Origin of the sequence: Stenotrophomonas sp. BIGb0135 (assembly GCF_024810105.1) — a bacterium.
In the GTDB taxonomy this organism is placed as follows: domain Bacteria; phylum Pseudomonadota; class Gammaproteobacteria; order Xanthomonadales; family Xanthomonadaceae; genus Stenotrophomonas; species Stenotrophomonas maltophilia_AB.
The window spans coordinates 336,977-354,006 of the sequence record NZ_JANUDX010000002.1; the positions used below are offsets into that span (position 1 = coordinate 336,977).

A 17,030-nucleotide genomic window follows, 5' to 3' on the forward strand; every position below is an offset into this window, starting at 1 on the left:
CCGCCAACCACGGAGGGACCCAAAAAAAGGGGGCCTTTCGGCCCCCCGGGGGTGATGCGACTACCCCAGTGGTGGAGAGGACATCAGAAGAAGGCGCGGATGCCGAAGGCGACGCCACGGCCCGGCAGCGGGGAGTAGTCGCGCAGCAGCGAGGTGTGCGGGCGCACTTCCTGGTTGGTCAGGTTGTTGCCGTCCAGGAACACCTCGTAGCTGTTGCTGTCCGAGCGGTCCCAGCGGTAGGCGAGGTGTGCGTCCACCAGCGTGTAGCCGTTGCTCGGGTCCTCGTTCTGGGCCACGTCCTTCTGGCTGCTGTAGCGCACCGCGCCCACCGACGCGCGCCACCCGTCCCGGGACCAGCGCAGGTCGGCACCGACACGGGCCGGGGAGATGCGCGGCAGGTAGCCGGTGTTGGCCAGTTCCACGGTGTAGTTGTGGTTGTGGTCGCCGTGCGGTACGGCGATGTCCACGTTGCGGCTGCCACTGCCGTCCAGTTCGGCCTTGACGTAGTCACCGAACACGCGCAGGTCCCAGTCGCCGGCCACGCCTTCAAACAGGTGGAACACCGCTTCGGCCTCGGCGCCCTTGAAAGTGGCGTCCTGCTGGGTCCACAGGCGTACCGGCAGCGATTCGACCACGCCGGTGTCGGCCAGGTAGATGAAGTTCTTGAACGTGGTCTGGTAGATCGAGGCGGAGAATTCCACGCGGTCGCTGTGCGTGTGGATGCCCAGTTCCACGCGCTGGCCGCGTTCGGTCTTCAGGTCGGCGTCGCCGATCTCCAGCGAACGGGTGGCGATGTGCGCGCCGGCCGCGTACAGCTCCTCGTTGGTCGGTGCGCGCTCGGAGCCGTCCACGCCGAAGCGCAGGTCCACGGCGTCGTTGAGCGTCCAGATGCCGGCCGCGGACAGGTTGGTGGCATCGAACGTCCGCGCACGGTAGTCGCCGGTCGGGTCCAGCTTGACCTGGTCGTGGCGGCCGCCGAGTTCCAGCTTGAACGGCCCGAACTGCTTTTCCTGCAGCACGAACAGGCCGATGTTCTTTGTACTGGTATCCGGCACGAAGGCTTCCTCGCCCCTGGCGCCGAAATCGCCGTTGCCGAACTGCAGGCCGAACGCGCCGTCCCAGCCGCCGATCTGCTGCTGCACCGCTTCCAGGCGGCCTTCGATGCCGCGGTTGGTGAAGCGCGTGGACGGCGTGCCCGCCTCCAGTTCCACGTGCTCGTAGTCGGTGTAGGCGGTACGCAGGTTGATGTTCTTCAGGAACGAGGTCGGGTTGTAGATGCCGCCCTTGGCTTCGAAGCGGTTCTGCACCATGTCGATGCGCACGTCGTGCTCGTCGCCTTCTTCCTCTTCGTCGCCATGGTCATGATCGTGGTCATGGTCGTCGTCGGCATGCACGTGCGCGCCGTTGGGGATGCCGTAGTTGGTGCGGTAGGTGCTGGCCGACGCACCGAAGTAGCCGCCTTCGCCGAGCCAGGTGGCGCCGACGCCGCCGGCGCGGGTGCGCACGGAACTGTTGTCCAGGCGGCCGCGACGCGGTTCATCGGTGTCGCCTTCCTCATGGTCGTGGCCGCTGTGGTCTTCCAGGCCATCGATCACCGCATAACCGGGGATGCGGTAGTCATCGCCATTGCGCACCAGGCCGTCCACATGCAGCACCCAGTTGCCGTTGACGCCATCCAGGCGGAACATGCCGCTGCGCTCGTCGTTGACCGAATTGCCGCGCAGTTCGGCGCGGCCGCTGAGCGGGCGGTCGGGCAGTTCGCGTGCGATGCGGCCATCGACCACGTTGACCGCGCCGCCGATCGCGCCGCTGCCGAACAGCAGCGTGGCCGGCCCCTTCAGTACTTCGATCTGGTCGGCCAGGAACGGCTCGATGCTGGTGGCGTGGTCGGCGCTCACGGTGGAGGCGTCCATGTTGCCCATGCCGTTGGACAACACGGCCACGCGCGGGCCTTCCTGGCCGCGGATGATCGGCCGGCCGACGCCGGGGCCGAAGAAGGTGCTCTGCACGCCGGGCAGCTTGGCCACGGTGTCGCCCAGGGTGCCCGCCTTCTGCTCGTCCAGGCGTTCGCCGGCAAGCACGTCGACCGGGCGCGCCAGCGATTCGGCATCGCCCTGCAGCGGCGAGGCGGTGACTTTCACCGCGGACAGCTCGGTCAGGTGGTGGTCGCGGGTGCCGTCCGCGTCGTCGGCGGCCAGCGCCAGCGAAGGAAGAAGCGCGGCGGCGAGTGCCAGGGACAGGGCGTGGGGCTGGAGGGAGCGGGAAGAACGCATGGGCAGAGGGTCCGTCGTCAATTGTTACAATGTATCAATGGTGGGGCGCGCGAATCCCATCGGGTGGGGCTGAACACGGGGGTACAGGGGGGAGGAGCGGAGTGCGGGAGTGCGCGCGGGATTGATGTTATATTATTCCATAACGCTTCGCCGACCCTGCTGGAAGTCATGCCCCTGTTCGCTCGAGTCCGTCATCTGCTGGATCGCTTCGGTGCCACCGGTTCGCTGCTGTGCGCGGTGCACTGCGCCCTGCTGCCGGTCTTGCTGGCCGCCGCGCCATCGCTGGGCCTGTCGGTCTGGTTGGGCGACGGCGTGGAACTGGCGCTGGTCAGCTTCGTGACCCTGCTGGGGCTGTTCAGCCTGGTCTGGGGCTATCGGCGCCACGGCGCGCTGCGCGCGCTGGGCTTCCTGGTGCCCGGCCTGGTCGCGTTGTGGGCCGGGCTGCTATACGACCCGCTGCACCATTCAGCCGTGCCGCATGCGGTGGTGATGACGCTCGGCGGCGTGCTGGTGGGCGTGGCCCACCTGGTGAACCTGCGCCTGAACCACGGCCACATCCATGACGCCAGCTGTGCGCATTGAGGCGCTGTGGTAGGCTTTCAGATCGTGCGCGGGGGCGCCTGAGAGGGCGGCCCCGCCGAACCCGTGTCAGTACGGGGTTATCAGATTTCAGACTAAGGAGTTGACGACATGGGTAAGGGTGACCGCAAGACCGCCAAGGGCAAGCGCTACAACGCCAGCTACGGCAATTCGCGCTCGCACGCGGTGAGCAAGGTGGCCGTGGGCGCAGCTGCGCCGGTCGCCAAGAAGACCGTTGCCAAGGCACCGGCAAAGAAGGCCGTTGCCAAGAAGGCTGTCGCCAAGGCCGGTTGATCCCGCCTGGCGGGTCGAAGAAAACGCGGCGCTTGCGCCGCGTTTTTTTTTGCCGTTTTTCCAGGGCCGGATCAAGGTCCGGATCACGGCCCCCAGCGCAGTCGCGGCGCCTCGTGCGCGATCAACGCAGCGCCGGCAGCAGGGTCTGCGGGTCGCCGTCGTTGGGCGCAGCGGGGATGCCGAGCAGGCGGGTCAGCAGCGGATAGACATCCACGTTGTCGAACCCCGGCAACGTCTGGCCCTGCTTGAACGACGGACCGCGCGCAATGAATACCGCACGCATCGACGGCAGCGCGTTGTCGTAGCCGTGCGAACCGCGATTGCCGGGCGTGCGCTTGGCGATACTGGCGCGGCTCAGCGCGTTCCAGCCCTCGTGCATCTGGCAGATGATCGGGGGAATGCGCGGGTTGCTGCCGTAGTGCCAGCGTGCCGGCAGGGTCTGCCGGGTCCAGCAATCGTACTGCGCATGCGCGCCGAGCAGGGTCTTCTCCGCCTCGCGGCGCTTGCCCGGCAACGGCGCGAAACCGATCGACTGCCCCACCGATACGTCCTTGGCGATCGACGGATCGACCATGTCCTCGACGGCGATGGTGTGGCCTTCGGCGACAGTGGCCATGCCGTGGTCGGACACCACGATCACGTTGGTCCGCGCCTCCAGCCCGCGGGCCTGCAGGCCGTCCAGCAGCCGCCCCACGGCCGCATCCACCTCGACGACGGCCGCGGCGTACGCGGGCGAATCCGGGCCGTGGTCGTGGCCGGCATGGTCCACCTGTTCCATGTACAGGGTGACCAGGCGCGGTGCCTGCGCGTCGCTGCGCCCGAGCCAGGCCAGCACCTGGTCCACGCGGTCGTCCAGCGGCACGCTCGCGTCGTACACGCGCCACGCACTTGGGCGCACGCCCTGGATCGCCGCCTCGCTCCCTGGCCAGGACCACGTGGCCGTGCGCACGCCGGCCTTCTCCGCCCCCACCCAGATCGGTTCGCCGCCCCACCAGCGCGGGTCGGTTACCGCTTCGCGCTTGCTCAGCCGGAACGTGCCCAGCTCCTCGGCCTGCATGCTGTTGTGGATGATGCCGTGGTGGTCCGGACGCAGGCCGGTCACCAGCGTGTAGTGGTTGGGAAAGGTCAGCGACGGGTACGACGGCGTCATCCAGCGCGCGCGCACGCCGCCATCGATGATGCGAGAGAGGTTGGGCGTGATGCCGCGATCGAGCATGTCCGCGCGCAGACCGTCGATGGAGACCAGCAACAGGGTTGGCGCGGCGGCCGCGGCAACGGGCGCGCCGGGATCACGCGGCGGGGTTGGGGGAACGCTGGCACAACTGGTCAGCGCGAGGGCGGCGGCGAGCGCCAGCGAAAGGCGGACGGAAATCATCCGGCCATGATAGTTCGCGGCGGTGACGCGGCGAAGACACCGCATGGCAGGCGTGCGCTCAGGCGAACAGCGATTCCCGCCGCGCTTCCAACTGCAGCAGCGCGGCCTTGGTCGGCAGCCCGCCGCCGAAGCCGGTGAGCGCACCGCTGCTGCCGATCACGCGGTGGCAGGGCAGCACGATCGGCAGCGGGTTGCGCCCGTTGGCGGCGCCGACGGCGCGGCTCGCGGTGGGATGGCCGATATGGCGGGCCAGGTCGACATAGCTCCAGGTGTGCCCGAACGGGATGTCGGCCAGTGCCTTCCACACGCGCAGCTGGAAGTCGGTGCCGTGCGGTGCGAGCGGCAGTTCGAAACGCTGGCGCTGCCCGGCCAGGTACGCCAGCAACTGGCCGCGCGCATCGCGCAGCGCATGCGCATCGCGCTGCCAGTGTTCGCGACCCTTGGCGTCGTAGCGGTTGTTCTCGAACAGGATGTGGTGGATGCCCTGGCTGTCGCCGGCCACGGTGAGGGGCCCGATCGGGCTGTCGAAGGTGTCGTAGAGCAGGGTCACGGGCGGTCTCCAGGAGAGGGGGCGGACAGGTACCACAGGTGCAGCACTGCATAGGCACGCCACGGCCGCCACGCGTGGGACCGCGCTTCGGTGGCCCGCTCGCTCAGCCGCGTGTCGCCGCCGAGCACCTGCTGCAGTACCAGGTCACCGGCAGGGAAGGCATCGGGCAGCGCCAGCGCGCGCAGCGCCATGTAGTGCGCGGTCCACGGCCCGATGCCGGGCAGCGCCACGCAGCGTGCGACGAAGGTTTCCAGGCGTTGGCCGGCACTGAAATCCAGGCGCCCATCGACCACGGCGGCCGCCACTGCGCGCACCGTGGCCGCGCGGGTGCGGGGCAGGCCGATGCTTTCCAGCGGCGCATCGGCCAGTGCCTGCGGGGTGGGGAACTGGCGGTCCAGGCCCTCCGGCATGCCGTCCAGGGCGCCGCCGAAGCGATCGACCACGCGGCGCGCCAGCGTGGTGGCCGCCGCAACGCTGACCTGTTGGCCCAGCACCGCACGCACCGCCACTTCGAAGCCATCCCAGCCGCCGGGCACGCGCAGGCCGGGGCGTTGCGCGATGCCACGCGCCAGCAGCGGGTCCTTGCCCAGCGTGGCGTGGACGATGCGCAGGTCGGCATCGAGATCGAAGATCCGGCGCACCCGGCGCACGATGCCGGGAATGGCGCGCGGGTCGACCTGGCCGAGCTGCAGCAGCAGTTCGGATCGCTTCGGGTCGGCGCTGACCCGGATCACGCTGGGGCGCTCGGGCGGCCCGATCACGCGCTGGTAGCTGTCCGGCCCGATGCACTCGATGCCCGGGATCGAGCGGCGGCGCAGGAAGTCGAGCATCGCCGCGAAGTCCAGCGGTGGCCGGTAGCCCAGGCGCAGGGTCAACGCGCCGGCGTCGAGGGTGCCGCGCTGCCGACGGATCGCGGTGGGCGGCATGCCGCAGCCGTCGACGAAGGCGGCGTTGAAGCGACGCAGGCTGTTGTAGCCCGAGGCCAGGGCCACGTCGGTGATCGGCAGCGCGGTTTCGGTGAGCAGCTGCTTGGCCAGCAACAACCGGCGGGTGGCGTGGATCTGCGCCGGCGCGGCACCGAGCCGGGCCACGAACAGGCGTTGCAGCTGGCGTGCGCTCAGCCCGAGCCGCGCAGCCAGCTCGGCCACCGGCGCATCCTGCAGGAAACTGTCGTGGATGAGCGCGAGGGCGCGCTGCAGGGTTTCACTGCTGAGCGCATCCTGCGCCTCCGGTGCCAATTCCGGGCGGCAGCGCAGGCAAGGCCGGAACCCGGCGGCCGCGGCTGCGGCGGCAGTGGGGTAGTAATCGACGTTGCGCGGCTTCGGTGGCGGTGCGGGGCAGACCGGCCGGCAGTAGATGCCGGTGCTGCGCACGGCGGTGAAGAACACGCCGTCAAAGCGCGCATCACGGGCCAGGCGGGCGCTTTCGCACGCGGCGTAGTCCAGGGGCAGGGCGGTCTCCATGGCGGCCAGTCTATGCCCGGGGCGCAGGCCAGGCTCGCCATATTCGGACATCAATGCGCTGCCGGGACCGCGTGGTTCAGGGCAGGTTGCCGCCGGGCTGGCCGGGCACACTAGACTGTGGGCACACGTGCCGCTGCGCACGCTCCTCTGTACGGGTACCGGGTTGTTCATGTCGCTCAAGTCGTGGTGGTTGCCGCTGTTGTGCCTGGGGTTGGCCAGTTGCAGCCAACTGGAAAATCCGGGCAATGTCACCGCCGCCGACAAGGCGGTGCGCGCGCAGGCCGCCGACGGCGACCACATGGTGTCGATCAACGCCGCCGATGCCCCGGCGCCGGTGCCCGCGCCGCCAAAGCGCGGCGACCAGGGGTGGCCGGAGGCGGCGCTGGAGAACGGCAAGGCGTGGGTGAGCTGCGATACCGATTACGCCGGTGAGGCCGGCGACGGCCTCGCGCTGGAACGACTGGATCGGGCGAGCATCGATGCGGCGCTGGCGCCCTGCGCCGACCGCGGCCTGGTGCGCGTGCGCTACGTGGGCAAGATCAATCCCGGTTTTTCCGAACTGGTCGCGCGGCTGGCGATGGTGGCCGACGCGCAGCGCATCTCCAAGCGCATCCTCGACCTGGACTCCAGTGGCGGGCAGGTCGAAGCGGCGATCGTGGCCGGCGACCGCATCGGCGAATCCAACTGGACCATCTGGATCCGCGAGGGTTCCGTCTGCCACAGCGCCTGCGTGTTCGTGCTGGCCGCCGGCGACAACCGGCTGGTCGCCGGCAAGGTCGGGATCCATCGGATGATGCGGATCAGCTCCAAGGCGACCTCGCGCGCCGAACTCAACCGCGAGCTCCACGAGGTCTACGACAACGTCAAGGACTACCTGCAGCGCAATGGCGTGGCGGTGGGCGTGGCCGACCTGATGATGACCGTGCCCAACCGCAGCCTGCGCCTGCTCAGCAGCGAGGAGCTGCGCCAGTTCGGCCTGGACGGCACCAATGCGGTGCAGGACGACCTGGAGCGGATCAAGCAGATGCGCAAATGCGGCGATGATTTCGTGCGGCGCAAGGATGCATTCCTGGTTGCCTTCGACCAGGAATGCAAGCGCGACGGCAGCGAACTGGAAGCGGTCAACAGCTGCGGGCAGACGCTCAAGCAGCGCTACGGTTTCCCCGATGCGAGCTGCCCCGACGAGAGCCCGCTGTCGGAGATCGACGTGACCACGCTGCTGCCGTCGCAGGCGCCGCCGTCGCGCGAGCCGCCGGTGGAGCGGACCGCCAGCGACGCCGGCCAGCCGCCGCCGGACGCCGCCGAGCGCAACTGACGGACCACTCACGGGGTTCCCGTAGACTGGGGCGGTTATTTCCAGCCAACGGTGTCCCTGATGCGTGTTCCGCTGCTGCTGTCCTCGTTCCTGCTTGCCGCCGTCGCCCAGGCCCAGACCCCGCCGCCTGCCAGCCCGGCACCGGCACCGGCGCGCCCGGCACCGTCCGCGGCGCCCGCGCCGGCGGCACGCCCGGCATTGACCCCGGCGCAGCAGGCGCAGGTGCACAAGCAGGACGCCGAGATGAGTGCGGCGGCCCTGCAGGTGGCACAGCTGGTGGACGGCAACCGCGCCGCCGAGGCATGGAAGGGCGCCTCGGCCGTGGCCCGCAAGTCGGTCACCGAGCAGGCGTTCGTCACCCAGATCAGCGCCGACCGCAAGCGCCTGGGCGCGCTGGCCGCGCGTGGCCAGCCGGTGGTGACCCGGGTCAAGTACGCGCCGGGCGCGACCGTGCCCGAGGGGCTGTACATCAACGTCAGCTTCCCCACCCGGTTCGCCAACAGCGCCCAGCCGGTGCGCGAGCTGGTCTCCTTCCGCCTGGATGAAGACCGCGTCTGGCGCCTGGCCGGCTACAGCGTGCGCGCCGCCACTCCCTGAGGAAACCGCCATGGGTATCGAGATCCAGATGCTGGTGTGGTCGATCGTGCTGGGCCTGGTGCATCTGTTCGCCGCGTCCACGGCGGTCACCCGGGAGCGCGGCCTGCAGTGGAACGCCTCGGCACGCGACGGCCAGAATCCGCCCGTGCGGCCGTTGACCGGGCGCCTGCAGCGGGCCCAGGCCAACTTCATGGAGACCTTCCCGTTCTTCGCCGCCGCGGTCTTGGCGGTGGTGCTGACCCAGCGCCAGGACGGACTGACCGCGCTGGCCGCGCAGCTGTATTTCTGGGCGCGCGTGGTCTACCTGCCGCTGTATGCCGCCGGCGTGCCGTACGTGCGCAGCCTGGTATGGCTGGCCTCGCTGGTCGGCATCGTGCTGCTGGCCTGGTCGCTGCGCTAGGCGGCGGTGAACCGGCGCCGACCCTGCTGATCCAGATCAAGGCAGCGGCGCGGGCAGCGGCGTTAAGCTGGCCCGGACGAGCAACCGCAGGATGGGACATGTCGGACGGACGCGCGCAGGCGCAGTGCATGACGGAACAGACGGTGGACGTGGTGGTGGTCGGGGCTGGGCCGACCGGGCTGTGTTTTGCCCGCTCGCTGGCCGGCAGTGGCCTGAGCGTCGCCCTGGTCGAGCAGCAGCCGCGCGCGGCGCTGGCGGAGGCTGCCGCCGATGGCCGCGAGATCGCGCTGACCCATGCCTCGCGGCAGATCCTGGACACGCTGGGCATCTGGGCGCGGCTGGACCCGGCCGAGATTTCCCCGCTACGCGATGCCAAGGTGCTCGACGGCGGCTCACCGTTCGCGCTCACCTTCGCCGATACGCAGCGCACCGGCGGTGACCTGGGCTGGCTGGTACCCAACCACCTCATCCGGCGCGCGGCCTGGGCCAGCGTGCAGGGCCAGCCCGGCCTGCAGGTGCTGGACGAGGCGCGGGTGGCCAGCGTGGTGGCCGGCGCCCAACGCAGCGTGGTGACGCTGGCCGATGGCCGCCGTCTGGCTGCGCGGCTGGTGGTGGCGGCCGACAGCCGTTTCTCCAGTACTCGGCGCATGCTGGGGATCGGCGCGCGCCTGCGCGACTTCGGCAAGTCCATGCTGGTGTGCCGGATGCAGATCGAGGTGCCGCACCAGCACACCGCCTGGGAGTGGTTCGGCTATGGGCGCACGATGGCCCTGCTGCCGCTCAATGGCGCGCAGGCCTCGGCGGTGATTACCCTGCCGCCACGCCAGATCGAGGCGCTGATGGCGCAGGACGAGGGCGCGTTCGGGCGCAGCATCACCACGTTCTTCGAGCACCGGCTGGGCGCCATGCGGCCGCTCGCACGCCCGTCGGCCTATCCGCTGGTGGCGGTGTATGCCAATGCGTTCGTGGGTGATCGCTGCGCGTTGATCGGCGATGCCGCGGTGGGCATGCATCCGGTGACCGCGCATGGGTTCAACCTGGGCCTGCTCGGCCAGCACCGGCTGGCCACGGTGCTGGCCCGGGCGGCGGCGCGCGGTGGCGACATCGCCGCGCCGGCCGGGCTGGCCGCCTACGAGCGCGGCCACCGGCTGGCCTCGCGGCCGCTGTACGAGGCGACCAATGCGATCGCCACGCTGTACACCGATGACCGCCTGCCGGCACGGGTGCTGCGCAAGGCCGGGCTGCGCCTGGCGCACGGGGTGGCCCCGTTCCGCCAGCTGATTGCCGCCCACCTCACCCAGCGCGAGGCGCGGGCCTGACCCGGCTCAGGGGGCGTCGGTATCGGCGATGACGTTGATGGTGGTGTCGGCGAACTGCACCACCTGGCCGCCGCGGATCTTGCAGGCCTTGCGCAGTTCGACCTCGCCGTCGACCAGGACCTGGCCATCGGCGATCACCGTCTTGGCCTCGCCGCCACTGGTGACCAGGTCGGCCAGCTTGAGCAACTGCTTGAGCTCGACGTAGTCGCTGTCCAGTTCAAATTCGAGGGTCTGCATGGAGCGGGTATCCTGGGAAGGGGCGCGGAGGGGGCCCGGGCCGGAAGAGGGCGCGTATTGTGCGCCAGCACGCGCCAGAAACGGCATCCCGGCGGGAATCTGTACACGTTGTTCAGGAACGATGCGGTATCATCGCGCCCTGAGCGAGTGAATTCTCCTCCGACCGAGCAGCGCCAGGGCACGCGATAAGAAAGGGCGCCCAAAGCGCGGACCATCCCCTTTTTTATCTCACTGCCCCCTTTAATCGGCAGTGCTTTGGAGTTCCCCATGTCCCAAGAAACCTCCGCGCCGCTGCTGTTCGCAGACCTCGGCCTGTCCGACGCTGTGATGCAGGCCGTCGCCACCGTCGGCTATGAAACGCCGTCCCCGATCCAGGCGGCCACCATCCCGGCCATGCTGGAAGGCCGCGACGTCCTCGGCCAGGCGCAGACCGGCACCGGCAAGACTGCGGCCTTCGCGCTGCCGGTGCTGTCCAACCTCGATTTCAACCAGACCAAGCCGCAGGTGCTGGTGCTGGCGCCGACCCGCGAACTGGCCATCCAGGTCGCCGAGGCGTTCCAGACCTATTCCTCGGGCATCCCCGGTTTCCGCGTGCTGCCGGTGTACGGCGGCCAGCCCTACGGCCAGCAGCTGCAGGCCCTGCGCCGTGGCGTGCACGTCATCGTGGGCACCCCGGGCCGGGTCATCGACCACCTGGACCGCGGCACCCTGGACCTGTCCGAGCTGAAGACGCTGGTGCTGGACGAAGCCGATGAAATGCTGCGCATGGGCTTCATCGACGACGTCGAGGCCGTGCTGAAGAAGCTGCCGGAGACCCGCCAGGTGGCCCTGTTCTCGGCCACCATGCCGTCGCAGATCCGCCGCATCGCGCAGACCTACCTGAAGAACCCGGCCGAAGTCACCATCGTCAGCAAGACGACGACCTCGGCCAACATCCGCCAGCGCTACTGGTGGGTGAGTGGCATGCACAAGCTGGACGCGCTGACCCGCATCCTGGAAGTGGAACCGTTCGACGCGATGATCATCTTCTCGCGCACCAAGGCGGCCACCGAAGAGCTCGCCGAGAAGCTGCAGGCTCGTGGCCTGGCCGCGGCCGCCATCAACGGCGACATGCAGCAGGCCCAGCGCGAGCGCACCATCGGCATGCTCAAGGAAGGCAAGCTGGACATCCTGGTGGCCACCGACGTGGCCGCCCGTGGCCTGGACGTGGAGCGCATCAGCCACGTGCTTAACTACGACATCCCGTACGACACCGAAAGCTACGTGCACCGCATCGGCCGTACCGGTCGTGCCGGCCGCACCGGTGACGCGATCCTGTTCGCCACCCCGCGCGAGAAGGGCATGCTGCGTGCGATCGAGCGCGCCACCCGCCAGCCGATCGAAGAGATGCAGCTGCCGAGCGTGGACGCGGTCAACGACACCCGCATCAGCAAGTTCATGAGCCGCATCAGCGACGCGCTCGATGCCGGTGGCACCGAGTTCTACCGCGACCTGCTGCAGCGCCTGGAAGGCGAAAAGAACGTGCCGGCGATCGAGATTGCCGCCGCGCTGGCCAAGCTGCTGCAGGGCGATTCGCCGTTCCTGCTGACCCCGCCGGTGCGTGGCGCCCGTGAAGAGCGTGCGCCCCACCAGCGCAACGAGCGCAGCAACGACCGTGGCGAGCGCCCGGCCCGTTTCGAACCGCGCTTCGAGCGTGGCCCGCGTCGTGAAGACGACCGTGGCCCGCGTCCGCCGCGTCCGGAAGGCGACTTCGGCAACACCGACGGCGGTTTCGAACGCGCCCCGCGCCGTGACATCGCCCCGCGCGGTGCCGCCGAGCCGGGCATGGAAACCTTCCGCATCGAAGTGGGCCACGTGCACGGCGTGAAGCCGGGCAACATCGTCGGCGCGATCGCCAACGAAGCCGGGCTGGAAAGCCGGTTCATCGGCCGCATCGACATCCACGACGACTTCTCGGTGCTGGACCTGCCGGCGGAAATGCCGCAGGACCTGCTCACCCACCTGAAGAAGGTGTGGGTCTCCGGCCAGCAGCTTCAGATGCGCAAGGTGGAGCCGGGTGAAGACCTGACCCCGTCGCCGCGCCCGGCCTTCAAGCCGAAGTTCGGTGGCAAGCCGCGCGGCCCGGGTGGTCCGGGTGGCCCGCGCAGCGGCCCGGGCGGCAACGACCGTCCGCCGCGTCGTGACGGCTTCAAGCCGCGCGGTCCGCGCAACGGCTGATCGCTCCCGCGGTCCCTGCAACGCCAGCCTCCGGGCTGGCGTTGTCGTTTCCGGGACCGGCCGGGCCCTGGCCGCCGGGTTTCGCACGGCGTCAACATTCCCCGATCTAGCCTGACCGCTCTGCGACAGGGACGTGCTATCCACTCCATGGTTCCCCGGGGAGATCGGCGATGCTGGCAACTGGCAAGGATGTTGGTGCGACGGCAGTTCCGTATCCCACGCGGGGGCTGACCCTGCGTTTTGTCCTGCTGACCGGCATGGCGATCGGCCTGGTGGGCATCTCGGCCGTGATCCAGGAGCTGCAGGCCGCCTCGACCGCGTGGATCGTGGGCCAGAGCCACTGGTCGCGCAGCCAGCAGCAGGCCAGCTTCGCGCTGGGCCGCTACATCAACAGCGGCGACCCGGCCGACCTGGCCGAAGCCCGCAGCGCGCTGGCGGTGCCGCTGGGCGACCTGGATGCGCGGCAGGCGCTGGAGCAGGCCGACCCCGACCTGGGCCGCGCCCGGCGCGGGTTCCTGCAGGGCGGCAATGCCCCCGGTGACATCAACCGCCTGATCTTTTCCTTCCGCTATCTGGGCCACCTGGGCTATTTCCGCGATGCGGTGCGGCTGTGGCGGCAGACCGACCCCGGGCTGCAGCAGTTGTCGCAGATTGCCGGGCGTGCGGCGGCGATGCATGCCCGCGGCGCGCCACCGCCCGCCCAGCGGCAGGCGCTGCAGGACCACCTGCACGCGCTCGATCGCAGCCTGCAGGCGCAGGCCAAGGCGTTCTCGCTGTCGTTGCTGCGTACCGCTTCGATCGTGCGCCTGACCACGCTGTTGGTGGGAGGACTGTCGGTGCTGCTGATCACCGTGGTGGCGGTGATGCTGTCCAGACGCGTGCGGCGCGACCTGCTCGAGCAGGAAAGCCGTTTCCGCGCCGCCTTCTACCAGGCCACCGTCGGCATGCTCAAGCTCGACCAGGCCGGCGCGGTGCTGGAGGCCAACCAGGCCATCGCCGATATCCTCGACCATCGCCGCGAGGTGCTGTTGGGCATGCAGCTGCAGGACCTGCTGGTGGACGGCGAACTGGTGCTGGACGAGGCCGGGCGGATCGACTGGGTACGCCAGCTGCGCCCGGGCGAACTGCGCTTCCAGCGCGCCGACGGCGGGCTGTTGTGGGGCCGCTGGAGCGGCACCATCGTGCGTACGCCGGGGCGCGAGCCCACCGTGTTCGCCATCGTCGAGGATGTCTCGCAGAACCACGCGCTGGCGCGTGAAGTGGAGCACCAGGCCAGCCACGACCCGCTGACCGGGCTGATCAACCGCCGCGAAATCGAACGCCTGCTTGAACAGGCGCTGCTGGACGTGCGCAGCCACGGCGGCGTGCACAGCCTGTGCTACATCGACCTGGACTACTTCAAGCTGGTCAACGACGGGCTGGGCCACGCGGCTGGCGACCAGCTGCTGCGCAACTTCGCCGACTACCTGGTCGGGGCGGTGCGCGACGGCGACTGGGTGGGGCGCATGGGCGGCGATGAGTTCGCGCTGTTCCTCGCCAACGCCGGCCAGGACGAGGCCAAGCAGGTGCTGCAACGGATCGTGCGCAGCCTGGGCCAGGCCAGCGTGCAGCACGGCGACGGCAGCCCGCGGGTGAGCTGCAGCGTGGGCGTGGTCGAGGTCACCGGCGAGGCGACGGACGTCAACTGGCTGATGAGCGCGGCCGACAGTGCCTGCTACGCCGCCAAGGAAGCCGGGCGCAACCGCGTGCACTGCTACAACGAAAGCCGCCCGGCGCTGGACGAGCGCCGCCAGGAGGCCGAGCGCCTTGCTTCGGTGTCCAGTGCGATCGCCGAGAACCGCATGCTGCTGTACGCCCAGCGCATCGAGCGGATCGGCGATCCGGGGTTCCTGCATTACGAGGTGCTGGTGCGCATGCGCAGCCCCGAAGGCCTGCTGCAGACGCCCGGCGAGTTCATGCCGGCGGTGGAGCGTTACGGCATGGGCATGGCGCTGGACCGGCACGTGCTGGGGCTGCTGTTCCGCCACCTGCAGGTGTGTCCGGCGCATGTGCAGCGGCTGGGGCTGTGCAACGTCAACGTGTCGGCGCAGTCGATCGCCGAGCCGACCTTCCTGGCCTTCGTCTGCGACCTGCTCGAACGCAACCGGGGCCTGGCCCGCAAGCTGTGCTTCGAGGTCACCGAAACCGCGGCGATCAGCAACCTGGCCCAGGCCCGCAGCTTCATCGAGGCGGTCAAGGCGCGTGGCTGTCGCGTGGCATTGGACGACTTCGGGTCCGGCCTGTCCTCGTTCGGCTATCTGCGCCAGTTGCCCGCGGACATGCTCAAGATCGACGGCGTGTTCGTCCGCGACATGGACGTCGACCCCGTCAGCCGCGCGGCGGTGCGCGCGATCACCGAGATCGGCCGCGAGCTGCACATGACCGTGATCGCCGAGTGGGTGGAGTCGGCCGAGGTCGCCGAGCAGCTGCAACTGCTCGGCGTGGACGGCCTGCAGGGGTATGCGATCGAACGCCCCGTCGCGCTGGAGCGGATGACCCAGCCGGCGCTGTGGCCGGCGCGCACCGGTGCGGCCTCGGAGCGACATCCCGGACTGCAATGAGACCATCGGCCTGGCCTGCACGGCCGGCGTGGCGCGTGAAACGGCAAGGTTCGGGCGATAATCGCGGCCAGGGGCGGCGCGCAACCTGCGTGGCGGCATCGAGGGCGGGGCAGGGCGTGAGGGCAAGGCACGGCGGGAGAGTCGGGAAGGGCGCGGCGTTGGTGCTGCTGGCCCTGCTGTGGCTGTGGCTGCCGCACGCGGCCCTCGGCGCCACGCTGGACGCGGCCACCGCCCGCGCCGGCACCGACGTGCTGCTGCTGGGCGCGGCGACGGCCGAGCGCACGCCCCAGCGCGCCTGTACGGCCGAGGTCCTGGCCCGCCACCAGCAGATCCTGCACGTGCCGGCCCCGGCCGGGGGCTGGTCCGGCGAACCGCAGGCCGTGGATGTGTTCGGGGTCCTGGCCGGCGAAGTCCGGATCAGCCATGGCGATCGCCAGATCTGCGGCAGCATGCACGACGCGCGCACCCGTGATTCGCGCTTCCGCGCCGGCGTGGGCATGGTGGTGGTGCCCAAGGCCGGGGACCATGAACCGATCGTGGTGTCCTGGGCCGCACCGATCAAGCCGCGCTGGATCCCCACCGTGCAGTTGGGCGGGCCGAGTCCGGTGCAGCAGGACGACACCGCGCGGCTGCTGGTGCGCGCGGCCTGTGTCGCGGTGGTCATCGCGTTGGCGCTGTCGGCACTGATGGGCTATGTGACCACCAAGGACCGGTCGTTCCTGCTCTACGTGGCCATCTGTCTGCTGTTCGTGCTGTGGCAGGCGGTGCTGGGCGGCCTGAGCGGGTATCCCGAACCGTGGCTGCCGGTCCACAACCGGGCCTCGTGGTGGCTGGTGTCGTTGAGCGCCTTCACCGAGGCCGTGCTGCTGCCGGTGCTGTGGCGCCTGTGCGGTGGCGACCGCCGCTGGCCGCGCTCGCGGCCAGTCCAGCACGTGCTGCTGTGGGGGATGTTCTGCATCGGCCTGGTGGTGCCCTTGCTGCACTTCGCCGTGTTGCCCTGGCTGGCCGCGGGGCTGGAACACCTGTTCGTGCTCGGCTGCGTGGTGTGCCTGGCGGCGGGGGTCTGGGGCGTGCTGCAGCGCGACCGCTACGCGCTGGCGGGGTTGAGCGCGCTGGTGCCGTGGTGGGGCATGATCATCGCCGACGCGCTGCATGCCCAGTGGCTGGTGGCCTACCGGATCGAAACGCTGCAACTGTCGGCGACCTGGTTCCTGATGATGTCCGCCTACGCCTTGAACCTGCGCCTGGGGCGGCTGCGCCGGCAGCGCGACGAGATGCGCCAGCTGGCCGATACCGATGCGCTTACCGGCCTGCCCAACCGTCGTGCCGGGCTGCGCCTGCTGGCCGAGTACCTGGACCGGGCGCGCCAGGAAGACCAGCCATTGGCGATCGGGTTCCTGGATATCGACCTGTTCAAGGACATCAACGACCAGTTCGGCCACGAGGTCGGCGACCAGGTGCTGGTGGCGGTGGCGCGCAACCTGCGCGATTCGGTGCGCAACCGCGAGGATGTGATCCGGATGGGCGGGGAGGAGTTCCTGGTGCTGCTGCCCGGCGCCAACCGGGCCACCGCGCTGGCCCGCCTGGAAAGCGTGCGCCGGCAGGTGCAGGCGGTCACCGCGATCCTGGCGGTGCCCGGCCTGGAGGTCTCGGCCAGCATCGGCCTGGCGGTACTGCGTGGCGACGGCGACGACCTGGCCTCGCTGCTGCGCCGCGCCGACCACGCCATGTACTGCGCCAAGCGCGCCGGCCGCAACCAGGTCTACGACGCCGAACAGGCGGTGGCCGCCGGTGACCGGCAGCCGGCCTGA

General features: G+C 70.0%; 14 protein-coding genes. 9 read left to right on the plus strand and 5 right to left on the minus strand.

The annotated features are described in order from the left end of the window. Positions 1–83: 83 nt before the first annotated feature. A complete protein-coding gene (locus M2421_RS05955) occupies positions 84–2,279 on the minus strand; it encodes a TonB-dependent receptor (RefSeq protein ID WP_259204958.1) in 2,196 nt (731 codons plus the stop codon). 162 nt (positions 2,280–2,441) lie between these two features. Between M2421_RS05955 and M2421_RS05960 the strand changes: the two genes are divergently transcribed. Next, entirely contained in the window at positions 2,442–2,855 is a 414-nt protein-coding gene (locus tag M2421_RS05960) for a MerC domain-containing protein (protein ID WP_259203982.1), read from the plus strand. 108 nt (positions 2,856–2,963) lie between these two features. Continuing rightward, positions 2,964–3,146 (plus strand): 30S ribosomal protein THX, encoded by a 183-nt coding sequence (locus M2421_RS05965; protein ID WP_068850363.1) that lies wholly within the window; start codon positions 2,964–2,966, stop codon positions 3,144–3,146. 121 nt (positions 3,147–3,267) lie between these two features. On the opposite strand, the gene M2421_RS05970 is transcribed toward M2421_RS05965, so the two are convergent. The 3 genes from M2421_RS05970 to M2421_RS05980 are packed head-to-tail and all read right to left on the minus strand — an operon-like array spanning position 3,268 to position 6,534. After that, entirely contained in the window at positions 3,268–4,521 is a 1,254-nt protein-coding gene (locus M2421_RS05970; protein ID WP_259203986.1) for an ectonucleotide pyrophosphatase/phosphodiesterase, read from the minus strand. A 58-nt stretch (positions 4,522–4,579) separates the two neighbouring features. Then, complete coding sequence (locus M2421_RS05975) at positions 4,580–5,071, minus strand: methylated-DNA--[protein]-cysteine S-methyltransferase (RefSeq protein ID WP_259203987.1); 492 nt, start codon at positions 5,069–5,071, stop codon at positions 4,580–4,582. Further along, a complete protein-coding gene (locus M2421_RS05980) occupies positions 5,068–6,534 on the minus strand; it encodes an AlkA N-terminal domain-containing protein (protein ID WP_259203989.1) in 1,467 nt (488 codons plus the stop codon). The genes M2421_RS05975 and M2421_RS05980 overlap by 4 nt, the downstream gene beginning before the upstream one ends. Before the next feature lie 169 nt (positions 6,535–6,703). Between M2421_RS05980 and M2421_RS05985 the strand changes: the two genes are divergently transcribed. From M2421_RS05985 to ubiM, 4 genes are all read left to right on the plus strand, one after another. Next, on the plus strand, positions 6,704–7,849 hold the full coding sequence (locus M2421_RS05985) for a hypothetical protein (RefSeq protein ID WP_259203990.1): 1,146 nt from the start codon (positions 6,704–6,706) through the stop codon (positions 7,847–7,849). Between the two features lie 57 nt (positions 7,850–7,906). Continuing rightward, entirely contained in the window at positions 7,907–8,446 is a 540-nt protein-coding gene (locus tag M2421_RS05990) for a DUF4019 domain-containing protein (RefSeq protein WP_259204962.1), read from the plus strand. 10 nt (positions 8,447–8,456) lie between these two features. Continuing rightward, the gene (locus tag M2421_RS05995) at positions 8,457–8,846 is read left to right on the plus strand and encodes an MAPEG family protein (RefSeq protein WP_259203991.1); all 390 of its coding nucleotides are present in this window, start codon (positions 8,457–8,459) and stop codon (positions 8,844–8,846) included. Positions 8,847–8,944: 98 nt separating this feature from the next. Continuing rightward, positions 8,945–10,165 carry a 5-demethoxyubiquinol-8 5-hydroxylase UbiM gene (ubiM, locus tag M2421_RS06000; protein ID WP_259203993.1) on the plus strand — a complete coding sequence of 407 codons (1,221 nt, stop codon included), beginning with the start codon at positions 8,945–8,947 and terminating at the stop codon, positions 10,163–10,165. A gap of 6 nt (positions 10,166–10,171) precedes the next feature. On the opposite strand, the gene M2421_RS06005 is transcribed toward ubiM, so the two are convergent. After that, positions 10,172–10,402 (minus strand): RNA-binding S4 domain-containing protein, encoded by a 231-nt coding sequence (locus tag M2421_RS06005; protein WP_259203995.1) that lies wholly within the window; start codon positions 10,400–10,402, stop codon positions 10,172–10,174. A gap of 267 nt (positions 10,403–10,669) precedes the next feature. Between M2421_RS06005 and M2421_RS06010 the strand changes: the two genes are divergently transcribed. From M2421_RS06010 to M2421_RS06020, 3 genes are all read left to right on the plus strand, one after another. After that, complete coding sequence (locus M2421_RS06010) at positions 10,670–12,619, plus strand: DEAD/DEAH box helicase (RefSeq protein ID WP_259203998.1); 1,950 nt, start codon at positions 10,670–10,672, stop codon at positions 12,617–12,619. 170 nt (positions 12,620–12,789) lie between these two features. After that, complete coding sequence (locus M2421_RS06015) at positions 12,790–15,219, plus strand: EAL domain-containing protein (RefSeq protein WP_259204001.1); 2,430 nt, start codon at positions 12,790–12,792, stop codon at positions 15,217–15,219. Between the two features lie 161 nt (positions 15,220–15,380). After that, entirely contained in the window at positions 15,381–17,030 is a 1,650-nt protein-coding gene (locus M2421_RS06020) for a diguanylate cyclase (RefSeq protein WP_259204004.1), read from the plus strand.

What these genes read in the sequence shown, in the direction of transcription:
- M2421_RS05960 (WP_259203982.1), top strand. Translation starts at nt 2,442, where the DNA reads ATGCCCCTGTTCGCTCGAGTCCGTCATCTGCTGGATCGCTTCGGTGCC.
- M2421_RS05965 (WP_068850363.1), top strand. Translation starts at nt 2,964, where the DNA reads ATGGGTAAGGGTGACCGCAAGACCGCCAAGGGCAAGCGCTACAACGCC.
- M2421_RS05970 (WP_259203986.1), bottom strand. Translation starts at nt 4,521, where the DNA reads ATGATTTCCGTCCGCCTTTCGCTGGCGCTCGCCGCCGCCCTCGCGCTG.
- M2421_RS05980 (WP_259203989.1), bottom strand. Translation starts at nt 6,534, where the DNA reads ATGGAGACCGCCCTGCCCCTGGACTACGCCGCGTGCGAAAGCGCCCGC.
- M2421_RS05985 (WP_259203990.1), top strand. Translation starts at nt 6,704, where the DNA reads ATGTCGCTCAAGTCGTGGTGGTTGCCGCTGTTGTGCCTGGGGTTGGCC.
- M2421_RS05995 (WP_259203991.1), top strand. Translation starts at nt 8,457, where the DNA reads ATGGGTATCGAGATCCAGATGCTGGTGTGGTCGATCGTGCTGGGCCTG.
- ubiM (WP_259203993.1), top strand. Translation starts at nt 8,945, where the DNA reads ATGTCGGACGGACGCGCGCAGGCGCAGTGCATGACGGAACAGACGGTG.
- M2421_RS06005 (WP_259203995.1), bottom strand. Translation starts at nt 10,402, where the DNA reads ATGCAGACCCTCGAATTTGAACTGGACAGCGACTACGTCGAGCTCAAG.
- M2421_RS06010 (WP_259203998.1), top strand. Translation starts at nt 10,670, where the DNA reads ATGTCCCAAGAAACCTCCGCGCCGCTGCTGTTCGCAGACCTCGGCCTG.
- M2421_RS06015 (WP_259204001.1), top strand. Translation starts at nt 12,790, where the DNA reads ATGCTGGCAACTGGCAAGGATGTTGGTGCGACGGCAGTTCCGTATCCC.